This is a genomic window from Cupriavidus sp. UYPR2.512 (assembly GCF_000379565.1).
Classification (GTDB): Bacteria; Pseudomonadota; Gammaproteobacteria; order Burkholderiales; family Burkholderiaceae; genus Cupriavidus.
In genome coordinates this window covers 199,274-226,076 of record NZ_KB903162.1, presented here as the reverse complement: position 1 = coordinate 226,076, position 26,803 = coordinate 199,274, and the positions used below count along the sequence as shown (strand labels likewise).

Annotated in this window: 38 protein-coding genes; 35 read left to right on the top strand and 3 right to left on the bottom strand. The window is 63.8% G+C overall.

Annotation, left to right across the window (positions count from 1 at the left end; all coding sequences use genetic code 11):
- The 33 genes from A3A5_RS0129085 to dsbD all read left to right on the top strand — a co-directional run.
- A partial coding sequence (locus tag A3A5_RS0129085) for an elongation factor Tu (protein ID WP_018313963.1) occupies positions 1 to 774 on the top strand: 774 nt, incomplete at its 5' end.
- 78 nt (positions 775 to 852) lie between these two features.
- Positions 853 to 1,161, top strand: coding sequence for a 30S ribosomal protein S10 (gene rpsJ, locus A3A5_RS0129080; RefSeq protein WP_006160488.1), 309 nt, complete (start codon positions 853 to 855; stop codon positions 1,159 to 1,161).
- A gap of 273 nt (positions 1,162 to 1,434) precedes the next feature.
- Positions 1,435 to 2,664, top strand: coding sequence for a dienelactone hydrolase family protein (locus A3A5_RS0129075; protein WP_018313962.1), 1,230 nt, complete (start codon positions 1,435 to 1,437; stop codon positions 2,662 to 2,664).
- Positions 2,665 to 3,200: 536 nt separating this feature from the next.
- Positions 3,201 to 3,851, top strand: coding sequence for a 50S ribosomal protein L3 (gene rplC / locus A3A5_RS0129070; protein WP_010812397.1), 651 nt, complete (start codon positions 3,201 to 3,203; stop codon positions 3,849 to 3,851).
- Between the two features lie 12 nt (positions 3,852 to 3,863).
- The gene (rplD, locus tag A3A5_RS0129065) at positions 3,864 to 4,484 is read left to right on the top strand and encodes a 50S ribosomal protein L4 (RefSeq protein WP_010812396.1); all 621 of its coding nucleotides are present in this window, start codon (positions 3,864 to 3,866) and stop codon (positions 4,482 to 4,484) included.
- Entirely contained in the window at positions 4,481 to 4,795 is a 315-nt protein-coding gene (gene rplW, locus A3A5_RS0129060) for a 50S ribosomal protein L23 (protein WP_006576245.1), read from the top strand. Before rplD ends, rplW begins: the two co-directional genes overlap by 4 nt.
- A gap of 2 nt (positions 4,796 to 4,797) precedes the next feature.
- The gene (rplB, locus tag A3A5_RS0129055) at positions 4,798 to 5,628 is read left to right on the top strand and encodes a 50S ribosomal protein L2 (RefSeq protein ID WP_026201242.1); all 831 of its coding nucleotides are present in this window, start codon (positions 4,798 to 4,800) and stop codon (positions 5,626 to 5,628) included.
- A 22-nt stretch (positions 5,629 to 5,650) separates the two neighbouring features.
- Positions 5,651 to 5,926 carry a 30S ribosomal protein S19 gene (gene rpsS, locus A3A5_RS0129050; protein WP_010812394.1) on the top strand — a complete coding sequence of 92 codons (276 nt, stop codon included), beginning with the start codon at positions 5,651 to 5,653 and terminating at the stop codon, positions 5,924 to 5,926.
- 9 nt (positions 5,927 to 5,935) lie between these two features.
- Positions 5,936 to 6,265 (top strand): 50S ribosomal protein L22, encoded by a 330-nt coding sequence (gene rplV / locus A3A5_RS0129045; RefSeq protein WP_013958244.1) that lies wholly within the window; start codon positions 5,936 to 5,938, stop codon positions 6,263 to 6,265.
- A gap of 9 nt (positions 6,266 to 6,274) precedes the next feature.
- Positions 6,275 to 7,075 (top strand): 30S ribosomal protein S3, encoded by an 801-nt coding sequence (rpsC, locus tag A3A5_RS0129040; protein WP_013958243.1) that lies wholly within the window; start codon positions 6,275 to 6,277, stop codon positions 7,073 to 7,075.
- A 2-nt stretch (positions 7,076 to 7,077) separates the two neighbouring features.
- Positions 7,078 to 7,494 carry a 50S ribosomal protein L16 gene (gene rplP / locus A3A5_RS0129035; protein WP_006160465.1) on the top strand — a complete coding sequence of 139 codons (417 nt, stop codon included), beginning with the start codon at positions 7,078 to 7,080 and terminating at the stop codon, positions 7,492 to 7,494.
- 11 nt (positions 7,495 to 7,505) lie between these two features.
- Positions 7,506 to 7,700, top strand: coding sequence for a 50S ribosomal protein L29 (gene rpmC / locus A3A5_RS0129030; RefSeq protein ID WP_018313960.1), 195 nt, complete (start codon positions 7,506 to 7,508; stop codon positions 7,698 to 7,700).
- On the top strand, positions 7,697 to 7,975 hold the full coding sequence (gene rpsQ, locus A3A5_RS0129025) for a 30S ribosomal protein S17 (protein WP_010812389.1): 279 nt from the start codon (positions 7,697 to 7,699) through the stop codon (positions 7,973 to 7,975). Before rpmC ends, rpsQ begins: the two co-directional genes overlap by 4 nt.
- Before the next feature lie 279 nt (positions 7,976 to 8,254).
- A complete protein-coding gene (gene rplN / locus A3A5_RS0129020) occupies positions 8,255 to 8,623 on the top strand; it encodes a 50S ribosomal protein L14 (protein ID WP_010812388.1) in 369 nt (122 codons plus the stop codon).
- Positions 8,624 to 8,632: 9 nt separating this feature from the next.
- Positions 8,633 to 8,941: a 50S ribosomal protein L24 gene (gene rplX, locus A3A5_RS0129015; protein ID WP_010812387.1), complete on the top strand. Its 309-nt coding sequence runs from the start codon at positions 8,633 to 8,635 to the stop codon at positions 8,939 to 8,941.
- Positions 8,942 to 8,966: 25 nt separating this feature from the next.
- Positions 8,967 to 9,509 carry a 50S ribosomal protein L5 gene (gene rplE, locus A3A5_RS0129010; RefSeq protein ID WP_010812386.1) on the top strand — a complete coding sequence of 181 codons (543 nt, stop codon included), beginning with the start codon at positions 8,967 to 8,969 and terminating at the stop codon, positions 9,507 to 9,509.
- Positions 9,510 to 9,518: 9 nt separating this feature from the next.
- Positions 9,519 to 9,824, top strand: coding sequence for a 30S ribosomal protein S14 (rpsN, locus tag A3A5_RS0129005; protein ID WP_010812385.1), 306 nt, complete (start codon positions 9,519 to 9,521; stop codon positions 9,822 to 9,824).
- A gap of 27 nt (positions 9,825 to 9,851) precedes the next feature.
- Positions 9,852 to 10,247 (top strand): 30S ribosomal protein S8, encoded by a 396-nt coding sequence (gene rpsH / locus A3A5_RS0129000; protein ID WP_010812384.1) that lies wholly within the window; start codon positions 9,852 to 9,854, stop codon positions 10,245 to 10,247.
- A gap of 10 nt (positions 10,248 to 10,257) precedes the next feature.
- The gene (gene rplF, locus A3A5_RS0128995; RefSeq protein WP_018313959.1) at positions 10,258 to 10,791 is read left to right on the top strand and encodes a 50S ribosomal protein L6; all 534 of its coding nucleotides are present in this window, start codon (positions 10,258 to 10,260) and stop codon (positions 10,789 to 10,791) included.
- An 11-nt stretch (positions 10,792 to 10,802) separates the two neighbouring features.
- Positions 10,803 to 11,159 (top strand): 50S ribosomal protein L18, encoded by a 357-nt coding sequence (gene rplR / locus A3A5_RS0128990; protein ID WP_026201241.1) that lies wholly within the window; start codon positions 10,803 to 10,805, stop codon positions 11,157 to 11,159.
- A gap of 21 nt (positions 11,160 to 11,180) precedes the next feature.
- Positions 11,181 to 11,699 carry a 30S ribosomal protein S5 gene (rpsE, locus tag A3A5_RS0128985; RefSeq protein ID WP_006160449.1) on the top strand — a complete coding sequence of 173 codons (519 nt, stop codon included), beginning with the start codon at positions 11,181 to 11,183 and terminating at the stop codon, positions 11,697 to 11,699.
- Between the two features lie 10 nt (positions 11,700 to 11,709).
- Complete coding sequence (gene rpmD / locus A3A5_RS0128980; protein WP_010812381.1) at positions 11,710 to 11,892, top strand: 50S ribosomal protein L30; 183 nt, start codon at positions 11,710 to 11,712, stop codon at positions 11,890 to 11,892.
- A gap of 19 nt (positions 11,893 to 11,911) precedes the next feature.
- Entirely contained in the window at positions 11,912 to 12,346 is a 435-nt protein-coding gene (rplO, locus tag A3A5_RS0128975) for a 50S ribosomal protein L15 (protein WP_018313957.1), read from the top strand.
- Positions 12,347 to 12,390: 44 nt separating this feature from the next.
- Complete coding sequence (secY, locus tag A3A5_RS0128970) at positions 12,391 to 13,734, top strand: preprotein translocase subunit SecY (RefSeq protein WP_013958241.1); 1,344 nt, start codon at positions 12,391 to 12,393, stop codon at positions 13,732 to 13,734.
- Between the two features lie 23 nt (positions 13,735 to 13,757).
- Positions 13,758 to 13,976: a translation initiation factor IF-1 gene (infA, locus tag A3A5_RS0128965; RefSeq protein WP_018313956.1), complete on the top strand. Its 219-nt coding sequence runs from the start codon at positions 13,758 to 13,760 to the stop codon at positions 13,974 to 13,976.
- 30 nt (positions 13,977 to 14,006) lie between these two features.
- Positions 14,007 to 14,123 (top strand): 50S ribosomal protein L36, encoded by a 117-nt coding sequence (gene rpmJ / locus A3A5_RS0128960; protein ID WP_008642959.1) that lies wholly within the window; start codon positions 14,007 to 14,009, stop codon positions 14,121 to 14,123.
- 19 nt (positions 14,124 to 14,142) lie between these two features.
- Positions 14,143 to 14,508 carry a 30S ribosomal protein S13 gene (gene rpsM / locus A3A5_RS0128955; protein WP_010812377.1) on the top strand — a complete coding sequence of 122 codons (366 nt, stop codon included), beginning with the start codon at positions 14,143 to 14,145 and terminating at the stop codon, positions 14,506 to 14,508.
- Positions 14,509 to 14,532: 24 nt separating this feature from the next.
- A complete protein-coding gene (gene rpsK / locus A3A5_RS0128950) occupies positions 14,533 to 14,931 on the top strand; it encodes a 30S ribosomal protein S11 (RefSeq protein ID WP_010812376.1) in 399 nt (132 codons plus the stop codon).
- 323 nt (positions 14,932 to 15,254) lie between these two features.
- The gene (gene rpsD / locus A3A5_RS0128945) at positions 15,255 to 15,878 is read left to right on the top strand and encodes a 30S ribosomal protein S4 (protein WP_018313955.1); all 624 of its coding nucleotides are present in this window, start codon (positions 15,255 to 15,257) and stop codon (positions 15,876 to 15,878) included.
- A 167-nt stretch (positions 15,879 to 16,045) separates the two neighbouring features.
- On the top strand, positions 16,046 to 17,026 hold the full coding sequence (rpoA, locus tag A3A5_RS0128940) for a DNA-directed RNA polymerase subunit alpha (RefSeq protein ID WP_018313954.1): 981 nt from the start codon (positions 16,046 to 16,048) through the stop codon (positions 17,024 to 17,026).
- 136 nt (positions 17,027 to 17,162) lie between these two features.
- On the top strand, positions 17,163 to 17,558 hold the full coding sequence (gene rplQ, locus A3A5_RS0128935; protein WP_010812373.1) for a 50S ribosomal protein L17: 396 nt from the start codon (positions 17,163 to 17,165) through the stop codon (positions 17,556 to 17,558).
- Between the two features lie 120 nt (positions 17,559 to 17,678).
- A complete protein-coding gene (gene cutA, locus A3A5_RS0128930; RefSeq protein WP_018313952.1) occupies positions 17,679 to 18,062 on the top strand; it encodes a divalent-cation tolerance protein CutA in 384 nt (127 codons plus the stop codon).
- 73 nt (positions 18,063 to 18,135) lie between these two features.
- On the top strand, positions 18,136 to 20,034 hold the full coding sequence (dsbD, locus tag A3A5_RS0128925) for a protein-disulfide reductase DsbD (RefSeq protein ID WP_018313951.1): 1,899 nt from the start codon (positions 18,136 to 18,138) through the stop codon (positions 20,032 to 20,034).
- A 16-nt stretch (positions 20,035 to 20,050) separates the two neighbouring features.
- Here dsbD and A3A5_RS0128920 read toward each other — a convergent pair whose 3' ends face one another.
- The 3 genes from A3A5_RS0128920 to yihA all read right to left on the bottom strand — a co-directional run bounded on the left by A3A5_RS0128920 (position 20,051) and on the right by yihA (position 23,254).
- A complete protein-coding gene (locus A3A5_RS0128920; RefSeq protein WP_018313950.1) occupies positions 20,051 to 21,274 on the bottom strand; it encodes a magnesium transporter CorA family protein in 1,224 nt (407 codons plus the stop codon).
- A 22-nt stretch (positions 21,275 to 21,296) separates the two neighbouring features.
- Positions 21,297 to 22,289 (bottom strand): porphobilinogen synthase, encoded by a 993-nt coding sequence (hemB, locus tag A3A5_RS0128915; RefSeq protein ID WP_018313949.1) that lies wholly within the window; start codon positions 22,287 to 22,289, stop codon positions 21,297 to 21,299.
- 263 nt (positions 22,290 to 22,552) lie between these two features.
- Positions 22,553 to 23,254 (bottom strand): ribosome biogenesis GTP-binding protein YihA/YsxC, encoded by a 702-nt coding sequence (gene yihA, locus A3A5_RS0128910; protein WP_018313948.1) that lies wholly within the window; start codon positions 23,252 to 23,254, stop codon positions 22,553 to 22,555.
- Positions 23,255 to 23,754: 500 nt separating this feature from the next.
- Between yihA and A3A5_RS0128905 the strand changes: the two genes are divergently transcribed.
- Positions 23,755 to 24,414, top strand: a complete 660-nt coding sequence (locus tag A3A5_RS0128905) for a c-type cytochrome (protein ID WP_010812367.1) — start codon at positions 23,755 to 23,757, stop codon at positions 24,412 to 24,414.
- Between the two features lie 187 nt (positions 24,415 to 24,601).
- Positions 24,602 to 26,788: a cytochrome c biogenesis protein ResB gene (locus A3A5_RS0128900; RefSeq protein ID WP_018313947.1), complete on the top strand. Its 2,187-nt coding sequence runs from the start codon at positions 24,602 to 24,604 to the stop codon at positions 26,786 to 26,788.
- Positions 26,789 to 26,803: the final 15 nt, after the last annotated feature.

Sequence of the window (26,803 nt, the reverse complement as noted above, 5' to 3'; positions counted from 1 at the left end):
ATGGTGGACGACGCTGAACTGCTCGAGCTGGTCGAGATGGAAGTTCGCGAGCTGCTGAGCAAGTACGAGTTCCCCGGCGACGACACCCCGATCATCAAGGGTTCGGCCAAGCTGGCGCTGGAAGGCGACAAGGGCGAGCTGGGCGAAGTGGCCATCATGAACCTGGCCGACGCGCTGGACACCTACATCCCGACGCCGGAGCGTGCCGTTGACGGTACCTTCCTGATGCCGGTGGAAGACGTGTTCTCGATCTCGGGTCGCGGCACAGTGGTGACCGGCCGTATCGAGCGTGGCGTGGTCAAGGTCGGCGAAGAAATCGAAATCGTCGGTATCAAGCCGACGGTCAAGACCACCTGCACCGGCGTGGAAATGTTCCGCAAGCTGCTGGACCAGGGTCAGGCTGGCGACAACGTCGGTCTGCTGCTGCGCGGCACCAAGCGTGAAGACGTCGAGCGCGGCCAGGTGCTGTGCAAGCCGGGTTCGATCAAGCCGCACACCCACTTCACCGGCGAGGTGTACATCCTGTCGAAGGACGAAGGCGGCCGTCACACCCCGTTCTTCAACAACTACCGCCCGCAGTTCTACTTCCGTACCACCGACGTGACCGGCTCGATCGAGCTGCCGGCGGACAAGGAAATGGTGATGCCGGGTGACAACGTGTCGATCACCGTCAAGCTGATCGCCCCGATCGCCATGGAAGAAGGCCTGCGCTTCGCTATCCGTGAAGGCGGCCGTACCGTCGGCGCCGGCGTCGTGGCAAAGATCCTCGACTAAGCACTTCCTGGGACATGCCTGTCGGGCATGTCCCCATTCAACGGGCACGTTGCCCAATCGCTCTTTTAAGGAAATATCATGCAGAACCAGAAGATCCGTATCCGCCTGAAGGCTTTCGACTACCGCCTGATCGACCAGTCGGCCGCCGAAATCGTGGATACCGCCAAGCGTACCGGCGCAATCGTCAAGGGCCCGGTGCCCCTGCCGACCCGCATCCAGCGCTTCGACATCCTGCGTTCGCCGCACGTCAACAAGACCAGCCGCGATCAGTTCGAGATCCGCACGCACCAGCGCCTGATGGACATCGTCGACCCGACCGACAAGACGGTTGACGCGCTGATGAAGCTCGACCTGCCGGCAGGCGTGGACGTCGAGATCAAGGTGTAATCATGCTTCGGGCCGCATCCGCGGTCTGCTGCAGCAAAACGGCGAACTTCGGTTCGCCGTTTTTGTTTTCTGGCGTGCCGAATGGCTTCGGAGCCTAGCCCCGGCCGCGCCGCCTTGCATTGACCGAACCCACACTTTCCTGCACTAATCGGATAGCCGCTGCAGCCAGCGGCTAGTTTGCTGCGGTGCGGAGCCACCAACATGGAATCCAGCACGGCAGCCCCATCCGACACCCAACTGTCAGCAAACAGAGAACGACAAGGAGCGCAGGCCATGGGCCAGACTATCCAGATCCAGATTCCCGAAGGTAGTTTCAGCGGCTATCTCGCCACCCCGGCGGCGGGCAAGGGCCCGGGCATTGTGCTGTGCCAGGAGATCTTCGGCGTCAACGCGACCATGCGCCAGGTGGCCGACTACTATGTCGAGGAAGGCTATACGGTGCTGGTGCCCGACCTGTTCTGGCGCATCGCGCCCGGCATCGAGCTGACCGACCGCGGCGAGGACTTCCAGCGGGCACTGGGCCTGTATCAGCAGTTCGATGAAGCCAAGGGCGTGCAGGATGTGGGCGCCGCGCTGGATGCCCTGCGGGCGCGGCCGGAATGCGTCGGCCAGACCAGCGTGCTGGGCTTCTGCCTGGGCGGCAAGCTGGCCTACCTGGCGGCCTGCCGGCTGCCCGACGTGGCCTGTGCGGTGGCGTACTACGGCGTGGGCATCGAGCACGCCCTCGCCGAGGCCGCCAACGTGCGTGGCCGCCTGGTGCTGCATATCGCGGAGAAGGACGGCTTCTGCCAGCCGCAGGCACAAGCCGCGATCCGCGAGGCGCTGGCAGGCCGGGACAACATCGAGGTGTACGTCTACCCGGGCGTCGACCATGCCTTTGCGCGGGTAGGCGGCGAGCACTTCGACAAGCCCTCGGCGCTGATGGCGCACCAGCGCTCGATCGCGGCGCTGCGCGGCGAGATGGGGCCGCACTATGACTTCTCGGCGCTGTGGGACAAGCACTGCGAGTATGAATTCGCCACGCGCGATGTCGATGCCACCATGGCGACGATGGTGCCGCAGCCCTATGTGAACCATATCCCGACCATGACCGGCGGCGTCGGCTACGCGCAGCTGCGGCGCTTCTACCAGCACCACTTCGTGCACAGCAACCCGCCCGACACCACGCTGATCCCGCTGTCGCGCACGGTCGGGGCCACGCAGATCGTCGACGAGATGCTGTTCTGCTTCACGCATACGTGCGAGATCGACTGGATGCTGCCCGGCGTGCCGCCCACCGGCAAGCGCGTGGAGATCCCGCTGATTGCCATCGTCAAGTTCCGCGGCGACAAGCTGTACCACGAGCATATCTACTGGGACCAGGCGAGCGTGCTGGTGCAGATCGGCAAGCTGGACCCGGCGGGTTTGCCGGTGGCGGGCGTTGAGACTGCGCGCAAGCTGCTGGACGAGACGCTGCCGGCGAACACGCTGATGGCGCGCTGGCAGGAGAGCGAAGGCAAGTAGGCTGCGCTGCGGCATCGATCCGGAACGGGCCCGCAGAGGCCCGCCCGCAACTACCGCCGGCTACTGCCGGCACACGAGACAAGCATGAAAGGACTGCAGGGCAAGGTCGTCATTGTCACGCGCAATCGTCAATTTCACCGGTATCTGTGCCAACGTGGCGCAGACCGGGCGCTGACTCTATCCGGTGTCGAAAGCCGCCCGCCATCGCGCAGATGACGCGCAGCATGGCGATGGATCTGGCGCCGGACCTATATGCGCTAAGCGCCGCGTTTGCTCAGCGCCGTCGCCTCCACACCACACGCCAAGCCACGCAAGCGCCACTACTGCGGCATGCCTGCCTACAACACTGCAGGCGAAACCGCAATTCATATTGCCCTTTCCAAACCGCTGCGATATAGTGTAAGGCTACCCGTTTCCTCGGGTAGTGGGCTGGCCATTTTGGCCGCGCGCAGTCTTCTTTAGCGCAGGTCCACAGCAAACACAGTTTTCGTGTATCAATCAGCCCCGGCCAATCGCAGCTGGGAATGGAGCAAACCATGAGCCTTGGCCTTGTAGGTCGCAAGGTTGGCATGACCCGTATTTTCACGGACGACGGTGAAGCGATTCCCGTTACCGTGGTCGAGGTCGGCGACAACCGCGTGACGCAAATCAAGACGGACGAGACCGACGGTTATACCGCGGTTCAAGTCACCTTCGGCGCACGACGCGCAAGCCGCGTTACCAAGCCGCTGGCGGGTCACCTCGCCAAAGCCGGCGTGGAAGCCGGCGAAATCATCCGCGAATTCCGTATCGATGCAGCCAAGGCTGCCGAACTGCAAGCTGGCGGTTCGCTGTCGGTCGACCTGTTCGAAGTCGGTCAGAAGATCGACGTGCAGGGCGTGACCATCGGTAAGGGCTACGCCGGTACCATCAAGCGCTACCACTTCGCCTCCGGCCGTGCCACGCACGGTAACTCGCGCTCGCACAACGTGCCGGGCTCGATCGGTATGGCGCAGGATCCGGGCCGTGTGTTCCCGGGCAAGCGCATGACCGGTCACCTGGGCGATGTCACCCGCACCGTGCAGAACCTGGAAATCGCCAAGATCGACGCAGAGCGCAAGCTGCTGCTGGTCAAGGGCGCCATTCCCGGCTCCAAGAACGGCAAGGTCATCGTTACCCCGGCCGTCAAGGCCAAAGCCAAAGCTTAAGGAGCGCATGTAATGGAACTCAAGCTCCTCCAGGACAATGGCCAGATCGGCGCGGGCGTTGACGCTTCGCCCGAAGTGTTCGGCCGTGACTACAACGAAGCCCTCGTTCACCAGATCGTCGTCGCTTACCAGGCCAACGCTCGCAGCGGCAACCGTAAGCAGAAGGATCGTGAAGAGGTCAAGCACACGACCAAGAAGCCGTGGCGCCAGAAGGGTACGGGCCGTGCTCGTGCCGGTATGTCTTCCTCGCCGCTGTGGCGCGGGGGCGGCCGTATCTTCCCGAATTCGCCGGAAGAGAACTTCACCCAGAAGGTCAACAAGAAGATGTTCCGTGCCGGCATGCGCTCGATTTACTCGCAGCTCGCACGTGAAGGCCGTATCAACGTGGTGGACGGTTTCACTGTCGACGCGCCCAAGACCAAGCTCTTGGCCGACAAGTTCAAGGCCATGGGCCTGGACTCGGTGCTGATCATCACCGACAGCCTCGACGAAAACCTCTACCTGGCTTCGCGCAACCTGCCGCACGTGGCAGTTGTCGAGCCGCGCCAGGCTGACCCGCTGTCGCTCGTGCACTACAAGAAGGTGCTGGTGACCAAGGCAGCCGTCGCGCAGATCGAGGAGTTGCTGAAATGACGCAAGTAGCCAAGAACGATCATCGTTTGATGCAGGTGCTGCTCGCGCCGGTGGTTTCCGAAAAGGCAACCCTGGTCGCCGACAAGAATGAACAAGTTGTGTTCGAAGTGGCCCGCGATGCCAACAAGGCAGAAGTGAAGGCCGCCGTCGAACTGCTGTTCAAGGTCGAGGTGCAGTCCGTTCAGATCCTGAACCAGAAGGGCAAGCAGAAGCGCTTTGGCCGTTTCATGGGGCGTCGCAACCACGTGAAGAAGGCCTACGTTTCGCTGAAGCCGGGTCAGGAAATCAATTTTGAAGCGGAGGCCAAGTAATCATGGCACTCGTCAAGACCAAGCCGACTTCCCCGGGTCGTCGCTCGATGGTGAAGGTGGTCAACAAGGACCTTCACAAGGGCGCCCCGCACGCTCCGCTGCTGGAAAAGCAATTCCAGAAGTCGGGCCGTAACAACAATGGTCATATCACCACCCGCCACAAGGGCGGTGGTCATAAGCACCACTACCGCGTGATCGACTTCAAGCGCAACGACAAGGACGGCATCCCCGCCCGCGTCGAGCGCCTGGAATACGATCCGAACCGCAGCGCCAATATCGCGCTGGTGCTGTTCGCCGACGGCGAGCGCCGCTACATCATTGCCACCAAGGGCATGGTTGCCGGCCAGCCGCTGCTGAACGGCTCGGAAGCGCCGATCAAGGCCGGTAACAACCTGCCGATCCGCAACATTCCGGTCGGTACCACGATCAACAACGTGGAAATGCTGCCGGGCAAGGGTTCGCAGATCGCACGTGCCGCCGGCGGTTCCGCCGTGCTGCTGGCTCGTGAAGGCCTGTACGCCCAGGTTCGCCTGCGCTCCGGTGAAGTGCGCCGCGTGCACATCGAGTGCCGCGCCACCATCGGTGAAGTGGGCAACGAAGAGCACAGCCTGCGCGTCATCGGCAAGGCCGGTGCAACCCGCTGGCGCGGTATCCGCCCGACGGTGCGTGGTGTCGTGATGAACCCGGTGGATCACCCGCACGGTGGTGGTGAAGGCAAGACCGCCGCTGGTCGCGATCCGGTTTCGCCGTGGGGTACCCCGGCCAAGGGTTACCGTACCCGCAGCAACAAGCGCACGGACAGCATGATCGTCCAGAAGCGCCACAAGCGTTAATCGGTAGGTAGGAGCTAAAGATATGACTCGTTCCGCTAAAAAGGGTCCGTTCTGCGACGCCCACCTGCTGAAGAAGGTGGAAGTCGCCTCGAGCGGCAAGGACAAGAAGCCCATCAAGACTTGGTCGCGTCGCTCGACCATTCTGCCGGAGTTCATTGGCCTGACGATCGCCGTGCACAACGGCCGTCAACACGTGCCGGTGTACGTTACGGAAAACATGGTTGGCCACAAGCTCGGTGAATTTGCGATTACCCGCACGTTCAAGGGCCACGCGGCTGACAAGAAAGCGAAGAGGTAAGGTGCCATCATGGAAGTGAAAGCGATTCATCGCGGTGCCCGCATCTCCGCCCAGAAGACGCGCCTGGTCGCTGACCAGATCCGTGGTCTGCCGATCGAGCGCGCGCTCAATGTCCTGCAGTTCAGCCCGAAAAAGGCTGCCGGGATCGTGAAGAAGGTGGTCGAATCGGCCATCGCCAACGCTGAGCACAACGAAGGCGCCGACATCGACGAACTGAAGGTCAAATCGATCTTCGTCGACAAGGCAACCTCGCTCAAGCGCTTCACCGCACGGGCAAAGGGTCGCGGCAACCGCATCGAGAAACAAACCTGTCACATCACTGTGACGCTCGGCAACTAAGGAGTCACGATGGGACAGAAGATTCATCCGACTGGCTTCCGCCTGGCTGTCAGCCGTAACTGGGCTTCGCGCTGGTACGCCAGCAACACGAAGTTCGCCGGCATGCTGAAGGAAGACATCGAAGTTCGAGACTTCCTGAAGAAGAAGCTGAAGAACGCATCGGTTGGCCGCGTCGTGATCGAGCGCCCCGCCCGCAATGCACGCATCACCATTTACAGCTCGCGTCCGGGCGTGGTGATCGGCAAGAAGGGTGAGGACATCGAACTGCTCAAGGCTGAACTGCAGCGTCGCATGGGCGTGCCCGTGCACGTGAACATCGAGGAAATCCGCAAGCCGGAAACCGATGCTCAGCTGATCGCCGATTCGATCACCCAGCAGCTCGAGCGCCGCATCATGTTCCGCCGCGCCATGAAGCGCGCCATGCAGAACGCGATGCGCCTGGGCGCCCAGGGTATCAAGATCATGAGCGCCGGCCGTCTGAACGGTATCGAAATCGCACGTACCGAGTGGTACCGCGAAGGCCGTGTGCCCCTGCACACCCTGCGCGCCGACATCGACTACGGCTTCTCCGAAGCAGAAACCACCTACGGCATCATCGGTGTCAAGGTGTGGGTCTACAAGGGTGATCACCTCGGCCGCAACGACGCGCCGGTGGTGGAAGAGCCGCAGGACGACCGTCGTCGTCGCCCGGGTCGTCCGGAAGGCCGCCGCCGTGAAGGCGAAGGCCGCCCGGGTGGCAACCGTCGCGGTGGCGCCGGTGCAGGTGCCGGTCGCCGCGGTGCGCCTGGCGATGCGAAGAGTGGAGAATAACGATGCTGCAACCTAAGCGCAGAAAATACCGCAAGGAGCAGAAGGGCCGCAACACGGGTAAGGCTACCCGTGGTAACGCCGTGTCTTTCGGCGAATTCGGCCTGAAGGCCATGGGCCGTGGCCGCCTGACCGCTCGTCAGATCGAGTCGGCACGTCGTGCGATGACCCGCCACATCAAGCGTGGCGGCCGCATCTGGATCCGGATTTTCCCGGACAAGCCGATCTCGAAGAAGCCCGCCGAAGTCCGTATGGGTAACGGCAAGGGCAATCCGGAATACTACGTGGCTGAAATCCAGCCGGGCAAGATGCTGTACGAAATGGATGGCGTGACCGAAGAGCTGGCACGGGAGGCGTTCCGCCTCGCCGCTGCCAAGCTGCCGATCGCGACCAATTTCGTGGTGCGCCAGGTCGGGACGTAAGGAGAGCAGGGATGAAAGCATCCGAACTTCGCGGCAAGGACGCCGCCGGGCTGAACCAGGAGCTCTCCGAGCTGCTGAAGGCCCAATTTAGCCTGCGCATGCAAAAGGCGACCCAACAGCTGCAGAACACCAGCCAGCTGAAGAAGGTCCGCAAGGACATCGCGCGTGTGCAAACCATGCTGACGGAAAAGGCAAACGCGAAATGACTGAAGCTGCACAAACGGAAAAGTCGCTTCGCCGTACCCTGGTCGGCCGTGTCGTGAGCGACAAGATGGACAAGACCGTTACGGTCTTGGTGGAAAACCGCGTCAAGCATCCTTTGTACGGCAAGTACGTGCTGCGTTCGAAGAAGTACCACGCACACGACGAAGCCAACCAGTACAAGGAAGGCGACAAGGTCGAGATCCAGGAAGGCCGTCCGCTGTCGCGGACCAAGTCCTGGGTGGTTTCCCGGCTGGTAGAGGCTGCACGCGTCATCTAAGAACAACACGTTCTTAGCTTGACTTGCAAGTCCAGGATTATGTAGCTATAATCCTGGACTTCCGCTTTGTTGCGTTCGCCTTTGCAGTACCACCCGGGCGGGCCTGTGAAGCGAGCCAGGGCCAAGCGGCCTCAGCAAGTTGTTGAGATCGCCTGGTTCCTACCGACTTCAAAGTTGATCAACCCATACGGAGCTGGCGCAATGCCGGAGCCGACGGGACCAAGACTGACCGATGGGCGCTTTTTGCACCTGACGGATTAAGTTGGGAAGACAAACACCATGATTCAGACAGAAAGCCGGCTCGAAGTGGCCGATAACACTGGTGCGCGCGAAGTGCTGTGCATCAAGGTGCTGGGTGGCTCCAAGCGCCGCTACGCAAGCGTTGGCGACATCATCAAGGTGACCGTCAAGGACGCAGCGCCGCGCGGTCGCGTGAAGAAGGGCGACATCTACAACGCCGTCGTCGTGCGTACCGCCAAGGGCGTGCGCCGCGCTGACGGTTCGCTGATCAAGTTCGACGGCAACGCCGCCGTCCTGCTGAACAACAAGCTCGAGCCGATCGGCACCCGTATCTTCGGGCCGGTGACTCGTGAACTCCGTACCGAGCGCTTCATGAAGATCGTGTCGCTCGCTCCGGAAGTGCTGTAAGGAGCCGCCATGAACAAGATTCGCAAAGGCGACGAAGTCATTGTGCTGACCGGCAAGGACAAGGGCAAGCGCGGTACCGTGCAGGCCGTCCTGGGTGACAAGGTTGCGGTGCAAGGCGTGAACATCGCCAAGAAGCATGCCCGCCCGAACCCGATGCTGGGCACTACCGGTGGTGTGGTCGACAAGGTCATGCCGCTGCATATTTCCAACGTTGCGCTCGTGGATGCCAATGGCAAGCCGTCGCGCGTCGGCATCAAGGTGGAAGACGGCAAGCGCGTGCGCGTGCTGAAGACCACCGGCGCCGTCGTGGCAGCTTGATTCTGGGCACGTATAGGAGTTGAGCATGGCAGCACGTCTGCAAGAGTTTTACAAAGAACAGGTTGTGCCGAAGCTGATCGAACAGTTCGGCTACAAGTCGGTCATGGAAGTGCCGCGCATCACCAAGATCACCCTGAACATGGGTCTTGGCGAAGCCATCAATGACAAGAAGATCATTGAGAACGCCGTGGGCGACCTGACCAAGATCGCCGGTCAGAAGCCGGTCGTGACGAAGGCCAAGAAGGCCATCGCCGGCTTCAAGATCCGTCAGGGCTACCCCATCGGTGCGATGGTGACCCTGCGCGGCGAGCGCATGTTCGAATTCCTCGATCGTTTCGTTACCGTGGCCCTGCCGCGCGTGCGTGACTTCCGTGGTGTGTCGGGCCGGTCGTTCGACGGTCGTGGCAACTACAACATCGGTGTGAAAGAGCAGATCATTTTCCCCGAAATCGAGTACGACAAGATCGACGCACTGCGTGGTCTGAACATCAGCATCACGACGACGGCAAAGAACGACGAGGAAGCCAAGGCACTCCTCGGTGCGTTCAAGTTCCCGTTCCGCAATTAAGGGGTAACCGTGGCTAAACTGGCTCTGATTGAACGTGAGAAGAAGCGCGCCAAGCTGGTGGCGAAGTATGCCGCCAAGCGCGCCAACCTCAAGGCCATTATTGACGACCAAGAGAAGTCGGAAGAAGAGCGTTACAGCGCGCGTCTCGAGCTGCAACAGCTCCCGCGCAACGCGAACCCGACTCGCCAGCGTAACCGCTGCGCGATCACCGGTCGTCCCCGCGGTACCTTCCGCAAGTTTGGCCTGGCGCGTAACAAGATCCGCGAAATCGCCTTCAAGGGCGAAATCCCGGGTCTGACGAAAGCCAGCTGGTAATTACGCACAGGCTACAGGAGAAACAGTATGAGCATGAGCGATCCTATCGCCGATATGCTGACGCGCATCCGCAACGCCCAGGGCGTGCAGAAAGCGTCGGTTGTCATGCCGTCGTCGAAGCTGAAAGTGGCAATCGCCAAGGTCCTGAAGGACGAAGGCTACATCGACGACTACGCCGTCCAGGAAGATGGCGGCAAGGCACAACTGAGCATCGGTCTCAAGTACTACGCCGGCCGTCCGGTCATCGAGCGCATTGAGCGCGTCTCGAAGCCCGGCCTGCGCGTGTACAAGGGCCGCAGCGACATCCCCCAAGTGATGAACGGCCTGGGTGTGGCGATCATTTCGACCCCGCAGGGTCTGATGACCGACCGCAAGGCTCGCGCGACTGGCGTGGGCGGCGAAGTTCTCTGCTACGTCGCTTAAGGAGAGAACCATGTCCCGTGTAGGTAAGGCTCCCATCGCGCTCCCCAAGGGCGCGGAAGTGAACGTGGCGGCTGGCGTGCTCTCCGTGAAGGGCCCGCTCGGCACGCTGTCGCAGCCGATTCACAGCCTGGTCAAGGTCAATGTCGAAAACGACACGCTGACCTTCGCTCCGGCTGACGAATCGCGTGAAGCAAACGCTCTGCAGGGCACGATGCGTGCTCTGGTGGCCAATATGGTCAAGGGCGTAACCACCGGTTTCGAGCGCAAGCTGAACCTCGTCGGCGTGGGCTATCGTGCCCAGCTGCAAGGCGCTGCGCTGAAGCTCCAGCTTGGTTTCTCGCACGACGTGATCCATGAGATGCCGGAAGGCGTGACGGCGACAACGCCGACGCAGACCGAGATCATCATCAAGGGTGCGGACAAGCAGAAAGTCGGTCAGGTTGCCGCGGAAGTCCGCGCGTACCGCCCGCCTGAGCCCTACAAGGGCAAGGGTGTGCGTTACAGCGACGAGCGCGTCATCCTGAAGGAAACCAAGAAGAAGTAAGGGGTGCAATGATGAACAAGAAAGACGCTCGTTTGCGCCGTGCACGTCAGACCCGCGCCAAGATCGCGGAGATGAAAGTCAATCGTCTGACCGTGTTCCGTACGAATTCGCATATTTACGCCCAGGTCTTCTCGGAGTGCGGCACCAAGGTGCTGGCTTCGGCTTCGACCGCAGAGGCAGACGTCCGCAAGGAACTGACCGGCAATGGTGCTACCACCGCTGCCGCGACCGCGGTCGGCAAGCGCATCGCCGAAAAGGCGAAGGCTGCCGGCGTGGAAACCGTCGCGTTCGATCGCGCCGGCTTCCGCTTCCACGGTCGCGTGAAGGCACTGGCTGACGCTGCCCGCGAAGCCGGCCTCAAGTTCTAAGCGCACAAAGAGAGATACGTCATGGCAAAGATGCAAGCAAAAGTCCAGCAGGACGAACGCGACGACGGCCTCCGCGAGAAGATGATCTCGGTCAACCGCGTCACCAAGGTGGTGAAGGGCGGCCGGATTCTCGGTTTCGCTGCGCTGACCGTGGTTGGTGACGGCGATGGCCGCATCGGCATGGGCAAGGGCAAGGCCAAGGAAGTGCCGGTGGCAGTTCAGAAGGCAATGGACGAAGCCCGTCGCAAGATGGTCAAGGTCTCGCTGAAGAACGGCACGCTGCAACACGAAGTCGTTGGCAAGCACGGCGCCGCCAAGGTGCTGATGATGCCCGCCAAGGAAGGTACCGGCGTGATCGCCGGCGGCCCGATGCGCGCGATCTTCGAAGTGATGGGCGTCACCAACGTGGTGACCAAGTCGCACGGCTCCACCAACCCGTACAACATGGTTCGCGCCACGCTGGACGGCCTTCAGAAGATGAGCACGCCGGGCGAAATCGCCGCCAAGCGTGGCAAGTCGGTCGAAGACATCCTGGGTTAAGGTGAACGCAATGTCGCAGAAAACCGTAAAAGTGCAACTCGTGCGCAGCCTGATCGGCACGCGCGAGGATCATCGCGCCACCGTTCGTGGCCTGGGCCTGCGCCGCATCAACTCGGTGTCGGAGCTGCAGGACACGCCCGCCGTGCGCGGCATGATCAACAAGGTCTCGTACCTGGTCAAGGTTCTGGCCTGATCGGGACTTGGAGAGCAAGATGCAACTGAACAACCTGAAACCGGCTGACGGTTCGAAGCACGCTAAGCGTCGCGTCGGCCGTGGTATCGGCTCCGGCCTGGGCAAGACCGCCGGTCGCGGTCACAAGGGTCAGAAGTCGCGTTCGGGCGGCTTCCACAAGGTGGGCTTCGAAGGCGGCCAGATGCCGCTGTATCGTCGCCTGCCCAAGCGCGGCTTCACCTCGCTGACCAAGGCGTTCACCGCCGAAGTCACGCTGCGTGACATCGAGCGCCTGGAAGCGGCCGAAGTCGACCTGCTGGTCCTGAAGCAGGCTGGCCTGGTCGGCGACCTGGTCAAGAGCGCCAAGGTCATCAAGGCCGGCGAGCTGACCCGCAAGGTGACGATCAAGGGTCTGGGCGCCACCGCTGGCGCCAAGGCCGCGATCGAAGCCGCCGGCGGCCAGATCGCAGCCTGATACGGCATTCATCGCAGCATAGGCAGTCATAGTCGGAGCATCGTTTGGCCACGGCGAAACCCAATGCAAGCGCGCAAGCCAGGAACACGGCGAAGTACGGCGACCTCAAGCGCCGGCTGATGTTCCTGGTGCTGGCCCTGATCGTGTACCGCATCGGCGCTCATATTCCGGTGCCCGGTATCGATCCGGAGCAGCTTGCGAAGCTTTTCCAGAGTCAGTCGGGTGGCATCCTCGGGATGTTCAACCTGTTCTCGGGCGGGGCGCTGTCGCGCTTTACCGTGTTCGCGCTCGGCATCATGCCGTACATCTCGGCGTCGATCATCATGCAGTTGCTGACGATCGTGCTGCCGCAGCTGGAAGCGCTGAAGAAGGAAGGGCAGGCAGGGCAGCGCAAGATCACGCAGTACACGCGCTACGGCACCGTGGTCCTGGCCACGTTCCAGGCGCTGTCGATTGCGGTGGCGCTGGAGTCGCAGCCTGGGCTGGTGCTGGATCCGGGCCTGATGTTCCGGGCCACGGCAGTGATTACGCTGGTGACCGGCACGATGTTCCTGATGTGGCTGGGTGAGCAGATCACCGAGCGTGGTCTGGGCAACGGCATCTCGATCATCATCTTCGGCGGTATCGCGGCGGGCCTGCCCAACGCGATCGGCGGGCTGTTTGAACTGGTCCGCACGGGTTCCATGAGCATCATCGCGGCGATCTTCATCGTGGCGATCGTGATCGGTGTGACCTTCGCCGTGGTGTTCGTCGAGCGGGGCCAACGCAAGATCCTGGTGAACTATGCCAAGCGTCAGGTCGGCAACAAGGTGTACGGCGGCCAGTCGTCGCACCTGCCGCTGAAGCTGAACATGGCAGGGGTGATTCCGCCGATCTTTGCATCGTCGATCATCCTGTTCCCGGCGACGATCGCTGGCTGGTTCACGTCCCAGTCGACCGGGGCAGTGGGCCGGTTCGTCAAGGACCTGGCTGCCACGCTGTCGCCAGGCCAGCCGGTCTACATCCTGCTGTACGCTGCTGCGATTGTATTTTTCTGCTTCTTCTATACGGCCCTGGTGTACAACAGCCGTGAAGTGGCAGACAACCTGAAGAAAAGCGGTGCCTTCATTCCGGGCATTCGTCCGGGCGAGCAGACGACGCGCTATATCGACAAGATTCTGGTGCGCCTGACGCTGGCTGGTGCGGTCTATATCACACTGGTCTGCCTGTTGCCGGAATTCCTGGTGCTGCGGTGGAACGTTCCGTTCTACTTTGGCGGAACCTCGCTGCTGATCATCGTGGTCGTCACGATGGACTTCATGGCTCAGGTTCAGTCTTACGTGATGTCGCAGCAATATGAGTCGCTGCTGAAGAAGGCGAATTTCAAGGGCAATCTGACCTTGCGCTGACTTCGGATCGGTACAGGCTAGGTATGGCAAAAGACGACGTCATCCAGATGCACGGGGAGGTCCTGGAAAACCTGCCCAATGCGACGTTCCGGGTCAAGCTGGAAAATGGCCATGTAGTACTGGGCCATATCTCCGGCAAGATGCGAATGAACTACATCCGGATTCTTCCGGGTGACAAGGTGACGGTCGAGCTGACCCCATATGATCTGTCGCGCGCACGAATCGTCTTCCGGACGAAGTGAGCGAACAGGAATTGAAGGAAGAGGAAAATTATGAAAGTGCTGGCTTCTGTTAAGCGCATTTGCCGCAACTGCAAAATCATCAAGCGCAACGGTGTCGTGCGCGTGATCTGCTCGTCGGATCCCCGCCACAAGCAACGCCAAGGCTAATCGGAAAGAGGATTGACGAATGGCACGTATCGCAGGGGTTAACATCCCGAACCACAAGCATACCGAAATCGGTCTGACGGCCATTTATGGTGTCGGCCGCTCGCGCGCTCGCAAGATTTGCGAGGCCACCGGTGTACCGTTTGACAAGAAGGTCAAGGATCTGACCGACGCCGACCTGGAAAAGCTTCGCGACGAAGTGGGCAAGGTCACGGTCGAGGGTGACCTGCGTCGTGAAACCACGATGAACATCAAGCGTCTGATGGACCTTGGTTGCTATCGTGGCATGCGTCACCGCAAGGGCCTGCCGATGCGCGGCCAGCGTACGCGCACCAATGCCCGTACCCGCAAGGGTCCGCGCAAGGCCGGCGTGGCTCTGAAGAAGTAAAGCCGAAGGCAGAGGAAGAAACTAATGGCAAAAGGTCCGAATAACGCCGCACGCGCGCGTAAAAAGGTCAAGAAGAACGTTGCCGACGGCATTGCGCACGTCCACGCTTCGTTCAACAACACCATCATCACGATCACCGACCGCCAGGGCAACGCCCTGTCGTGGGCGACCGCCGGTGGCCAGGGCTTCAAGGGTTCGCGCAAGTCGACCCCGTTCGCTGCCCAGGTTGCTGCCGAGAACGCCGGCCGCGTGGCGCAAGACCAGGGCATCAAGAACCTGGAAGTGCGCATCAAGGGCCCCGGCCCGGGTCGTGAATCGGCTGTCCGCGCGCTGAACGCGCTGGGCATCAAGATCGCGATCATCGAAGACGTCACGCCGATTCCGCACAACGGCTGCCGTCCGCCGAAGCGCCGCCGCATCTGAGCGTTGGTGTGTCCGGGTCCGGCGGGTTTACCTGCCGGTTTCGGATATGGTAGTATCGCGCGCTGACCTGCTGCATTTTAATGCGGCAGGTTTTCGTTTTGCGTCGAGGCAATGTCTCTTACGGCACATTCCCATGCCGTTACGGCACATTCCCATGCCGGCGCACTGAAAATGCTTGCAGCGTCGTACCCGGCAACGGGGCGCGCTTAATAAGCCCACCGTCCGTCACGGTCTCCCGGGTGCAGCCATGCACTGCGGAAGTACTGCGTTGACGGACTCGCGGCGCGTCTTGAAGGCGTCGCGATCGATTAAAGGAAGACAACGTGGCACGTTATACCGGCCCGAAGGCCAAACTTTCCCGCCGTGAAGGCACCGACCTGTTCCTGAAGAGCGCCCGCCGCTCGCTGGCCGACAAGTGCAAGCTGGACAGCAAGCCTGGCCAGCATGGCCGCACCTCGGGTGCCCGCACCTCCGACTACGGCAACCAGCTGCGTGAAAAGCAGAAGGTCAAGCGCATCTACGGTGTGCTCGAGCGCCAGTTCCGCCGCTACTTCGCCGAAGCCGACCGCCTCAAGGGCAATACCGGCGAAAACCTGCTGCAACTGCTGGAATCGCGCCTGGACAACGTCGTGTACCGCATGGGCTTTGGTTCGACCCGCGCCGAAGCGCGCCAGCTGGTGTCGCACAAGGCGATCCTGGTGAACGGTCAGACCCTGAACGTGCCGTCGGCCCAGATCAAGGCTGGCGACATCGTCACCATCCGCGAGCAGTCGAAGAAGCAAGTCCGTATCGCTGAAGCGCTGTCGCTGGCCGAGCAGTCGGGCTTCCCGACCTGGGTGGCCGTGGATTCGAAGAAGTTCGAAGGCACCTTCAAGCAAGCGCCGGATCGCGCCGATATCTCGGGTGACATCAACGAAAGCCTGATCGTCGAACTGTACTCGCGTTAATCACGCGAACGGAACGGCCCAGAGCTTGCGTTCGCCGCAAAGCTTCTCTTTCAGCCCGACGCGCTGTATGCGCGGTCGGGCTTCGCCCATCTCGCGATGGGATTTTCAGGTTCCAAACGTCAGCCTTATCGGTGTAACGAGCCGAGGGTATTGAAAAGGACAACCTAATGCAAACAGCACTCCTCAAGCCAAAAATCATCGCCGTCGAGCCTCTGGGCGACCATCACGCCAAAGTCGTGATGGAGCCGTTCGAGCGCGGCTACGGCCATACGCTCGGTAACGCCCTGCGTCGCGTGCTGCTGTCGTCGATGGTCGGCTATGCACCGACCGAAGTCACGATCGCTGGGGTGGTCCATGAGTATTCCACCATCGACGGCGTGCAGGAAGACGTGGTCAACCTGCTGCTCAACCTGAAGGGCGTGGTGTTCAAGCTGCACAACCGCGACGAAGTCACGGTGTCGCTGCGCAAGGATGGCGAGGGCGTGGTCACGGCTGCCGATATCGAGCTGCCGCACGACGTCGAGATCATCAACCCGAACCACGTGATTGCCCATCTGTCGGCCGGCGGCAAGCTGGACATGCAGGTCAAGGTCGAGCAAGGCCGCGGCTATGTGCCGGGCAACGTGCGCAAGTTCGGCGACGAGTCGGGCAAGGTCATCGGCCGCATCGTGCTGGACGCTTCGTTCTCGCCGGTGCGCCGCGTGTCGTACGCCGTTGAATCCGCTCGCGTGGAACAGCGTACCGACCTGGACAAGCTGGTGATGAACATCGAAACCGACGGCGTGATCTCGCCCGAGGAAGCGATCCGCCAGTCGGCCCGCATCCTGGTCGACCAGCTGTCCGTGTTCGCCGCGCTGGAAGGCACCGAGTCGGCAGCCGAAGCGGCTTCGAGCCGCACGCCGCAGATCGATCCGATCCTGCTGCGCCCGGTCGACGACCTGGAGCTGACGGTGCGTTCGGCCAACTGCCTGAAGGCCGAAAACATCTACTACATCGGCGACCTGATCCAGCGTACCGAGAACGAACTGCTCAAGACCCCGAACCTGGGCCGCAAGTCGCTCAACGAGATCAAGGAAGTCCTTGCCTCGCGTGGCCTGACCCTCGGCATGAAGCTCGAGAACTGGCCGCCCGCAGGTCTGGAGAAGTAATTGCGGCGCGGGACACCGGTCCCGCGCTGCGGTAACCGCCCTGGCTGTGCGCCGGGGCATGTATGACTACCGGCCCGCGTCCAGCCGCATCGGACGATAGAAGAGCTGGTCAAACACTTAACTGAAAGGAATCATCATGCGTCACCGTCATGGTCTGCGGAAACTGAACCGCACCTCGTCGCACCGTCTCGCGATGCTGCGCAACATGTCCAACTCGCTGTTCCAGCACGAGCTGATCAAGACCACCGTGCCCAAGGCCAAGGAACTGCGCAAGGTTGTCGAGCCGCTGATCACGCTGGCCAAGAAGGACACCGTGGCCAACCGCCGCCTGGCTTTCGCCCGCCTGCGCGACCGCGACATGGTCACCAAGCTGTTCACCGAACTGGGCCCGCGCTACGCCACCCGTCCGGGCGGCTACACCCGCATCCTGAAGTTCGGTTTCCGTCAGGGCGACAATGCGCCGATGGCGCTGGTCGAACTGGTGGATCGTCCGGAAATCACCGAAGCCCCGGCCGAAGAAGCCGCGGAATAAGGTAGTTTCCCGCCCGCCGCTGCGGCGACGGGTCCGGGCACACCGCTTACAATCGAGCCAGGCATCTGCCTGGCTCTTTTGTTTTTGGGCCACCGACGTGCCTGCCGCAAGGAGATGTCGATGCAAAGCCATGCCAGCCAGCCGGACGCCGGCGCCCCGGGCGATCCGGCCGAGGTGATCGTCGTGATCACCAATACCCCCGACGCCGAGACCGCGGCGCACCTGTCGCAGGTAGTGCTGCAGGCGCGGGCCGCCGCCTGCGTGAACCGCCTGGCGCCGGTCGAGTCCGAGTACTGGTGGCAGGGCAACCTGGAGCGCGCGCAGGAGTGGCCGCTGCTGATCAAGACCACGCGTGGGCGCTACACTGCGCTGGAGGCCGTGATCCGGCAACATCACCCCTATGATGTGCCGGAGCTCATTGCCTGGCCGGTGACGGCGGGTTACGCGCCGTACCTGGCCTGGGTCCGCAGCGAGACCGAGGCCACCGCAGCGCCGGCCAAGTAGGGGTCAACGGCGCACGCAGCGCAGCAACTGGTACGCCGGCACCCCCGGTTCAAGACAGACAGGAAACAGCGACATGAACATCGGTTTGGCACTTCCGGAGCGCGCGCGCGGGCAGGTCTGGGCGCGGCATATTGCCGCAGCGCTGCTGGCGGCATTGGCCTGGGTGTGCCTGGCGGGCGGCGCGCATGCCGCCACCGAAGACGATTTCCTGCCGCCGGAGCAGGCCTTCCGCTTTGCCGCGCGCCAGCTTGACGACAAGACTGTCGAGGTACGCTTCGAGGTTGCTCCCGGCTACTACATGTACCGCGAGCGCTTCGCATTTGCCGCGCAGCCCGCCGACGTGAAGCTGGGCACGCCGGCGTATCCACACGGCAAGGTCAAGTTCGACGAGACCTTCGGCAAGGAGATGGAGACCTACCGCGACAGCGTGGTCATCCGCGTGCCGGTTGACGCGGCGCCGGCCGACGGCAAGTGGTCGCTGACGGTCACCTCGCAGGGCTGCGCCGACAAGGGCCTGTGCTATCCGCCGATGGAGAGCGTGTACAAGGTTGGAAGCAGCGGGCTGGCTGACCTGTTTGGCAAGCGCGGGCGCTCGGATGCGCCGGCGGCCATGCCCGCGCCGGCGCCAGCCGCCCCCGCGGTGCTGCATGCCGACGACAGCGACCGCATCGCCGGCGCGCTGGCGAGCCGCAACCTGGCCCTGATCGCCGCGCTGTTCTTCGGCCTGGGCCTGCTGCTGACGTTCACCCCCTGTGTGCTGCCGATGGTGCCGATCCTGTCCTCGATCGTGGTGGGCGAGCACGTCACGCGCGGCCGTGCGCTGGTGGTGTCGCTGGCCTACGTGCTGGGCATGGCGGTGGTGTACACCGCGGTCGGCGTGGCTGCCGGGCTGCTGGGCGAGGGCCTGTCGGCCGCGCTGCAGACACCGTGGGTGCTGGGCCTGTTCGCGGCACTGATGGTGGCCCTGGCGCTGTCGATGTTCGGGCTGTACGAGCTGCAACTGCCGCAGCGCTGGCAGACCCGACTGACCGAATCGTCAAACCGCCGCCAGGGCGGCCAGGTGGCGGGGGCGGCGGCGATGGGCGCGATCTCGGCGCTGATCGTCGGGCCTTGTGTCACCGCGCCGCTGGCCGGGGCGCTGGCCTATATCGCGCAGACCCGCGATGCCGCGATCGGCGGCGCCGCGCTGTTTGCGATGGCGATCGGCATGGGTGTGCCGCTGGTGCTGGTGGGTGTGGGCGCGGGCAACCTGCTGCCACGGGCCGGGCGCTGGATGGAGGTCACCAAGCGCTTTTTCGGCTTTCTGCTGCTGGGCGTGGCGCTGTGGATGCTGGGGCCGGTGCTGCCGGCCTGGGCCTCGATGCTGGCACTGGCGGCGCTGCTGCTGGTGGCGGCGGTGTTCCTGGGCGCCTTTGACGGCCTGGGCCCGGATCCGCGCAACCTGGCGCGGGTGGGCAAGGGCGTGGGCGTGCTGTTTGCGATTGCGGCGGCCATCGTGCTGATCGGTGTGGCCTCGGGCGGGCGCGATCCGCTGCAGCCGCTGTCGCACCTGAGCGTGGCACGCGGTGGCGCAGAAGCCGCTCCTGGCGCGCAGGCGGTGCGCTTCGAGCGCGTGCGCAGCGTGGCCGAGCTCGATGCCCGCGTGGCGCAGGCCGCGGCCGCAGGCAAGCCGGTGCTGCTGGATTTCTACGCCGACTGGTGCGTCAGCTGCAAGGAAATGGAACACATGACCTTCGTCGATCCGCGCGTGCGCGCGCGGCTGTCGGAGATCGTGCTGCTGCAGGCGGACGTGACCGCCAACAATGCCGACGACAAGGCGCTGCTCAAGCGCTTCGGCCTGTTCGGGCCGCCCGGCATCATCCTGTTCGGGGCCGACGGGCGCGAGCGCCCGGTGCGCGTGATCGGCTACCAGTCGGCCAACCGCTTTCTGGAAAGCCTGGAGCGGGCCTTCGGCACGCGTACCAGCACCTGAGGCGTACTTGGCGCGGCTACCGTTCCAGCCGCCGCCCCAGCGCCCACAGCGCGGCCAGCCCCAGCACCACGGCGCCCATCAGGCCGATCGACCACCAGAATCCGTGCGGCTCGCGCAGCCAGGGCATGCGGTCGAAGTTCATGCCGAAGACGCCGGTGATCAGCGTCAGCGGCATGAACAGTGCCGTGATCAGCGTCAGCGTGCGCATGGTGCGGTTGGTCCGGTGCGCCACCGCCGAGAAGTGGATCTGCACTGCCGACTCGATCGAATCCTCCAGCCGGCGCGCGTGCGCCAGCACGCGCTGGATATGCTCCATCACGTCGTTGATGCGTACCAGCAGCACCTCGTCGCGCCCCGGCGCATTGGCCGGGCCGCCGGGCTGGTCACTGCTGTAGCGGTTGTCGAGCAGGCTGTCGCGGAATTCCTGCAGCGCGTCGCGTTGTTCTTCGCTCAGGTGTTCGAGCTTGCGCAGCTGGATGCGCGCATCCAGCAGGCCTTCCCAGCTTGAGAAGTTGCGGCGCGAATTCAGTAGCGCGCGCTGCCAGCGGTCGAGCTGGCGGGTCAGTGGCGCGCGCAGTTCCAGGTACCGGTCGACCATCGCATTGAGCAAGCGCAGCATCAGGTCCTCGGGCCGGCTGGGCGGGCGCACGCCGTGCAGCAGCGGCTGGCCGTTGCCGCGCGCGGGGCTGGCCTGCGGGCGCGGCGCCTGGCACAGTTCCAGCAGGCGCTGGCGTACCTGGTCGACCGTGCGCGACTGCCCGGAGCGCACCGTGACCAGCAGGGTATCGAAGACGAAGAACGTGACCGGCTGCGTGTCGATCTTGGCCAGCGCCGGCAGGAAGCCGGGTGGATGGCGCTTCGGGCGGGCAGCGGCGTCGGCTGCGGGCGCCTTCATCGTGCCAGCCGTGGCCGCCGCGGGATCCTGCGGCTCGGCCTCGGCGATGGCGCGGCTGGTCTCGAAGGTCAGCTTGCGGAAGATCACCATGTCGTACGCATTGGTCGTGTCGAAGTACGACGGATGCGCGGCATTGGTGGCGTCGACCAGGTGCAGGTCCAGGATGGGCGCGCCGGCAAGCTGGCGCATGCTTTCGCGCCAGGCATCCGGCGCGGCGGTGACTTCCTCGGTGGAAAAGTCCGCCCAGACGAACAGCGCGGCGGCATTGCCGCTGAGGAAGTTGCCCGCCTCGGTGAGCGAGGCGAGCGGGTGCACCTGGCTGGCCGAGAAGCCGAGCAGTTCCATAAGCGCTCTGTCGGTTAGCCGGTCAGGCCGTCAGCAGCCGCGCGGCGTCGCGCGCGAAATAGGTCAGGATGCCGTCGGCGCCGGCGCGGCGGAAGGCCAGCAGCGATTCCATCATCACCTTGTCGTGGTCCAGCCAGCCGTTCTGCGCGGCGGCCTTGAGCATCGCGTATTCACCGCTGACCTGGTAGACGTAGGTGGGGAAGCGGAACTCCTCCTTCACGCGGCGCACGATGTCCAGGTACGGCATGCCGGGCTTGACCATCACCATGTCGGCGCCTTCCAGGATGTCCTGCGCCACTTCGCGCAGGGCTTCGTCGGTATTGGCCGGATCCATCTGGTAGGTCATCTTGTTGCCCTTGCCCAGGTTGGCGGCCGAGCCCACCGCATCGCGGAAGGGGCCGTAGAACGCCGACGCATACTTGGCCGAGTACGCCATGATGCGCGTATGGATATGGCCGTTGTCTTCCAGCGCAGTGCGCACCGCGCCGATGCGGCCATCCATCATGTCGGACGGGGCGACGATGTCGACACCGGCTTCAGCCTGTGCCAGTGCCTGGCGCACCAGGATCTCGACGGTCACATCGTTGATGACGTAGCCGTTGTCGTCCAGCACGCCGTCCTGGCCGTGGCTGGTGTATGGGTCGAGCGCCACGTCGCAGAGCACGCCGAGCTCGGGGAAGCGGTCCTTGAGCGCGCGCACGGCACGCGGCACCAGGCCCTCGGGGTTGGTGGCCTCGATGCCGTCCGGCGTCTTCAGCGACGGGTCGATCACCGGGAACAGCGCGATCACGGGGATGCCCAGCTTGACGCAGTCTTCGGCCACCGGCATCAGCAGGTCGACCGACACGCGCTCGACGCCCGGCATCGACGCCACCGCCTGGCGCTGGTTCTGGCCGTCGAGGATGAAGACGGGGTAGATCAGGTTGTCCGGGGACAGGCGATGCTCGCGCATCATGCGGCGGGAGAAATCATCGCGGCGCATGCGGCGCGGGCGGTATTCGGGGAAGGTGGACATGGCGGGCGTCTTGACTCTAGGGCTGGACAGGAAAGCGGGCCGGCAAGCACGGCGCGCGTGGCAAAGCGCGGCCCAAAGCGGCTGGCCGAAGAAAAACTAAACTTTTGAGCGTGCCCGCTATCATACTCGCGGACACTTTGCGTTGCGCCCTGCGTGGCGCGGTGTCCCCCGCTACTCCTCCCTGAGCGGGTACCCGCCCCAGCGGCGGGAAGTTTGTCCCCGTTGCTTGCAGCGGGGCTTTTTTTTGTGTGCTGACTTGGCGATTACACCGCCGGATCGGCAGCAGGCGGCTCGGTCTTCTCCGCTGCGGGCTTCGCTTCGGCCTTCTGCGCTTCCGGCAGGTTGAGCCAGCCGGCGATCACGCCCTGCGCCTCTTCGATGCCGCGGCGCTTCAGGCTGGAGAAGAGCTGTGCCGTCATCGGCACCGGTGCTTCCATCTGCTCGGCGTAGCCCTGCAGCATCTTGCGGGTCTCGCGCAGCGCCTTGGCGTTGTCGCTGTTGGTCAGCTTGTCGGCCTTGGTCAGCAGCACGTGGATGGGGCGCCCCGTCGGCAGGAACCACTCCACCATCTGGCAATCGAGATCCGTGAACGGACGGCGCGCGTCCATCATCAGGATCAGGCCGGACAGTTGCTGGCGCGTCTGCACATAGTCGCTCAGCAGCCCCTGCCAGTGGTACTTGGCCGTGCCCGAGACCTCGGCATAGCCATAGCCGGGCAGGTCGACCAGGAAGGCGAGCGGGTCAGGCGCCTTGACCGGCGCCACCGAGAAATAGTTGATGTGCTGCGTGCGCCCGGGGGTGCGCGACGAGAACGCCAGCCGCTTCTGGTTGCACAGGATGTTGATGGCCGTGGACTTGCCGGCGTTGGAGCGCCCGGCGAACGCCACCTCCGGCACGGCCGTGGCGGGCAGGTCGCGCAGGTGGTTCACGGTGATGAAGAAGCGGGCCTGGTGAAGAAGGGACATGCGCTAGAGCGGTGGGGCGGGCCGCGGGGGCTGCGCGCATTGCGCATGCCGGGGCCGGGGTCTCGCCAGGGTGGGATGGCTGGCGGCCTGGGCCGCCCGCCGGGGTTGATCTGGCGCAGCCCGATGGGGGCATGACAAGGCGCAAGGCATCAATCCGGCACATAACTTATTGTACAATACGCCGGTTAACGGTCTCCTGAACGGGTGACGCGTGGCATCCATGGCCGCGTGCCTCGGCTGCCGTCGTCCGGGCGGGAAGCCTAGTGTGTCGTTCCATCGTGGGCAGGGCCCTTGCCCCGCATTTCACGTTGCACCGGAGGGTGCGGCGGAGGCGGGAGCGGGCTGGCGGGGTCTGCCGCCACGGCCAGCGCTTTGCGGATCGGTCAGCCGCGCGCGGGTCGCCACGATACCAGCCTTTGCACCGGCGCGTCCTCATCGCCGGCAAAGCGCCGGGCCGGCACGCATCACGGTATCCAAAACAATTCAGAGAAGGTGTGCGAATGAACCGCATTGCGAAGATTCTGGGTGTCCTGGCTTTGGCCGTTCCTGCCGCCGCCCTTTCCGGAATGGCATCTGCCGCAGAGCAGGCCGCCGCAAAGGCTGACCCGGCCAAGGGTGAAACGCTGTACACGCAAGGTGCCCCCGACCGCAATGTACCCGCCTGCCTGAGCTGCCACGGCGCCGCCGGCAACAGCGCCGCCGCCGCCAACCCGAAGCTGGCCGCCCAGCATCCCGAGTACGTCCACAAGCAGCTGGCCGACTTCAAGTCCAAGGCACGCAACAACGCGATCATGGTGCCGATGGCGTCGGTGCTGACCGACGAAGAAATGCGCAACGTCGGCGCCTACCTGGCCAAGCAGTCGCTCAAGCCGGCCACCGCCAAGAACAAGGACACCATCGAAGCCGGCCAGAAGATCTACCGCGGTGGCATCGCTGCCAAGGGCGTGCCCGCCTGCGCCGCCTGCCACGGTCCTACTGCCGCCGGCATTCCCGCCCAGTACCCGCGCATCGGCGGCCAGTGGGCGGACTATACCGAGGCACAACTGGTGGCATTCCGCCAGGGCACCCGCAAGAACAACCCGGTCATGACGACCATCGCCGCCAAGATGTCGGATGCCGAGATCAAGGCGGTGGCGGATTACGTCGCCGGCGTTCGATAACGATTCCGCGACTCCGCTGGCGCCCGCCAGGCGCCGGCGCGTTGGTTTGGCGGCCCCCGTTCCGGCGGGTGTGCCGCGGCATGCAACCGAACGCGCCTGTCACAATCGAAAAGGGTGGCCTGCTTGCCAAAGCATGTCCGCCCTTTTTTCATTTACAAGCCGCACGTTGTTTTAGGTTTCCCTGCACATGCCGACCGCTTCCACTTCAGGGCTGCACCTGAAGACCTCTCACCGCGTGCTGCGCGACGCGGTCGAATTGTTGTCCTCGATGCGCTTCGCGATCGCGCTGCTGACGGTGATCTCCATCGCCAGCGTGATCGGCACCGTGCTCAAGCAGAACGAGCCGTATCCGAACTACGTCAACCAGTTCGGGCCGTTCTGGGCCGATGTGTTCCACACGCTGTCGCTGCAGAAGGTCTACGGTTCCTGGTGGTTCCTGCTGATCCTGGCGTTCCTGGTGGTGTCGACCAGCCTTTGCCTGGTGCGCAATGCGCCCAAGATGGTGGCGGACATGCGCTCGTGGAAGGACCATGTGCGCGAGCGCAGCCTGCGCGCCTTCCATCATCGTGGCGAATTCGACGGCGCGCGCCCGCGCACCGAGGCGGTAAGCCGCCTGTCGGCGCTGCTGCGCAACCGCGGCTACCGCCTCAAGGTGGTCGGGCATGACGGTGCCACGCTGCTGGCGGCCAAGGCCGGTGCGGCCAACAAGGCCGGCTATATCCTGGCGCACACCGCCATCGTGGTGATCTGCATTGGCGGCCTGCTGGACGGCGACCTGCTGATCCGCGCGCAGATGTGGCTGGGCGGCAAGACCCCGATCAGCGGCAACGCGGTCATCAGCGAGATCCCGCCGCAGCACCGGCTGTCGGCGAGCAACCCGGGCTTTCGCGGCAACGCTTACGTGCCCGAGGGCTCGACCGTGTCCACCGCCATCCTGAACATCGCCGACGGCGCGCTGGTGCAGGACCTGCCGTTCGCGATCACGCTGAAGAAGTTCAAGGTCGATTTCTACGAGACCGGCATGCCCAAGCTGTTTGCCTCGGATGTGATCGTGACCGACCGCGCCACCGGCAAGCAGACCGAGGCCACCATCAAGGTGAACGAGCCGCTGATCGTCGATGGCATCGCCATCTACCAGTCCAGCTTCGAGGACGGCGGCTCGCGCCTGAGGTTCGTCGGCTACCCGATGCAGGGCAGCGGCCACGCCACCTTCACCATCGATGGCGCGGTGGGCGGCAACAAGCCGCTGGCGGGCACCGGCACCAGCGCCGACAGCGAAGGCCTGACGGTCGAGTTCAGCGACTTCCGGCTGATGAATATCGAGAACGTCACCGATGCCTCGGGCAAGCCCGACGCGCGCGGCGTGGCGCGCAAGTCCTTCAACGAGACGCTGGAAAAGCACCTGGGCGCCGCCGCCAGCACCGACCGCGCCAAGACGCTGCGCAACGTCGGTCCGTCGGTGCAGTACAAGCTGCGCGACCGCACCGGCCAGGCGCGCGAGTACAACAACTACATGGTGCCGGTGCAGATTGACGGCCAGTCGGTGTTCCTGGCCGGCATGCGCGAATCGCCCAGCGAACAATTCCGCTATCTGCGCATCCCCGCCGACGACCAGGGCAGCGTGGCCGACTGGATGCGCCTGCGCGCCGCGCTGCAGGAGCGCGCGCTGCGCGGCGAGGCCGCGCGCCGCTTTGCGCTGGCGTCGATGCCGGGCGATGACAAGGCCGACCTGCGCCGCCAGCTGGCGGAAAGCTCGCTGCGTGCGCTCGATCTGTTCGCCGGCGCCACGCGGCCCACGCCGGATTCGCCCCCGGGCGGTTTCACCGCGATCGCTGCCTTCCTGGAGAAATCCGTGCCCCCGGCCGAGCAGCAGAAGGCGGCCGACGTGCTCCTGAAGATCCTGAACGGCTCGATGTGGGAACTGTGGCAACTGGCGCGCGCCCAGGACAAGTTGCCGGTGGTGGCCAACAGCGCCCAGAGCGGCACCTTCCTGCAGCAGGCCATCAACGCACTGTCGGACAGTTTCTTCTACGGCGCGCCGGTGTTCCTGCAGCTCGACGACTTCAAGGAGATCAAGGCCAGTGTGTTTCAGCTGACCCGTGCGCCGGGCAAGAACATCGTGTATCTTGGCTGTCTGCTGCTGGTGCTGGGCGTGTTCGCGATGTTCTATATTCGTGAGCGCCGGGTCTGGATCTGGGTGAAAGACAAGCCCGCCGAGGGCGACACCGAGCCAGGCAGCCATGTGCTGATGGCAATGTCGACCCAGCGCCGCACGATGGATTTTGAAAAGGAATTCACGGCGCTGCGCGACGATATCGGCCGCGCCGCAGGAGGCCGCAGCGACGCGCCCGAGCCCGCCGGCACTCCCCACTGAATTGAGCAGGTACGC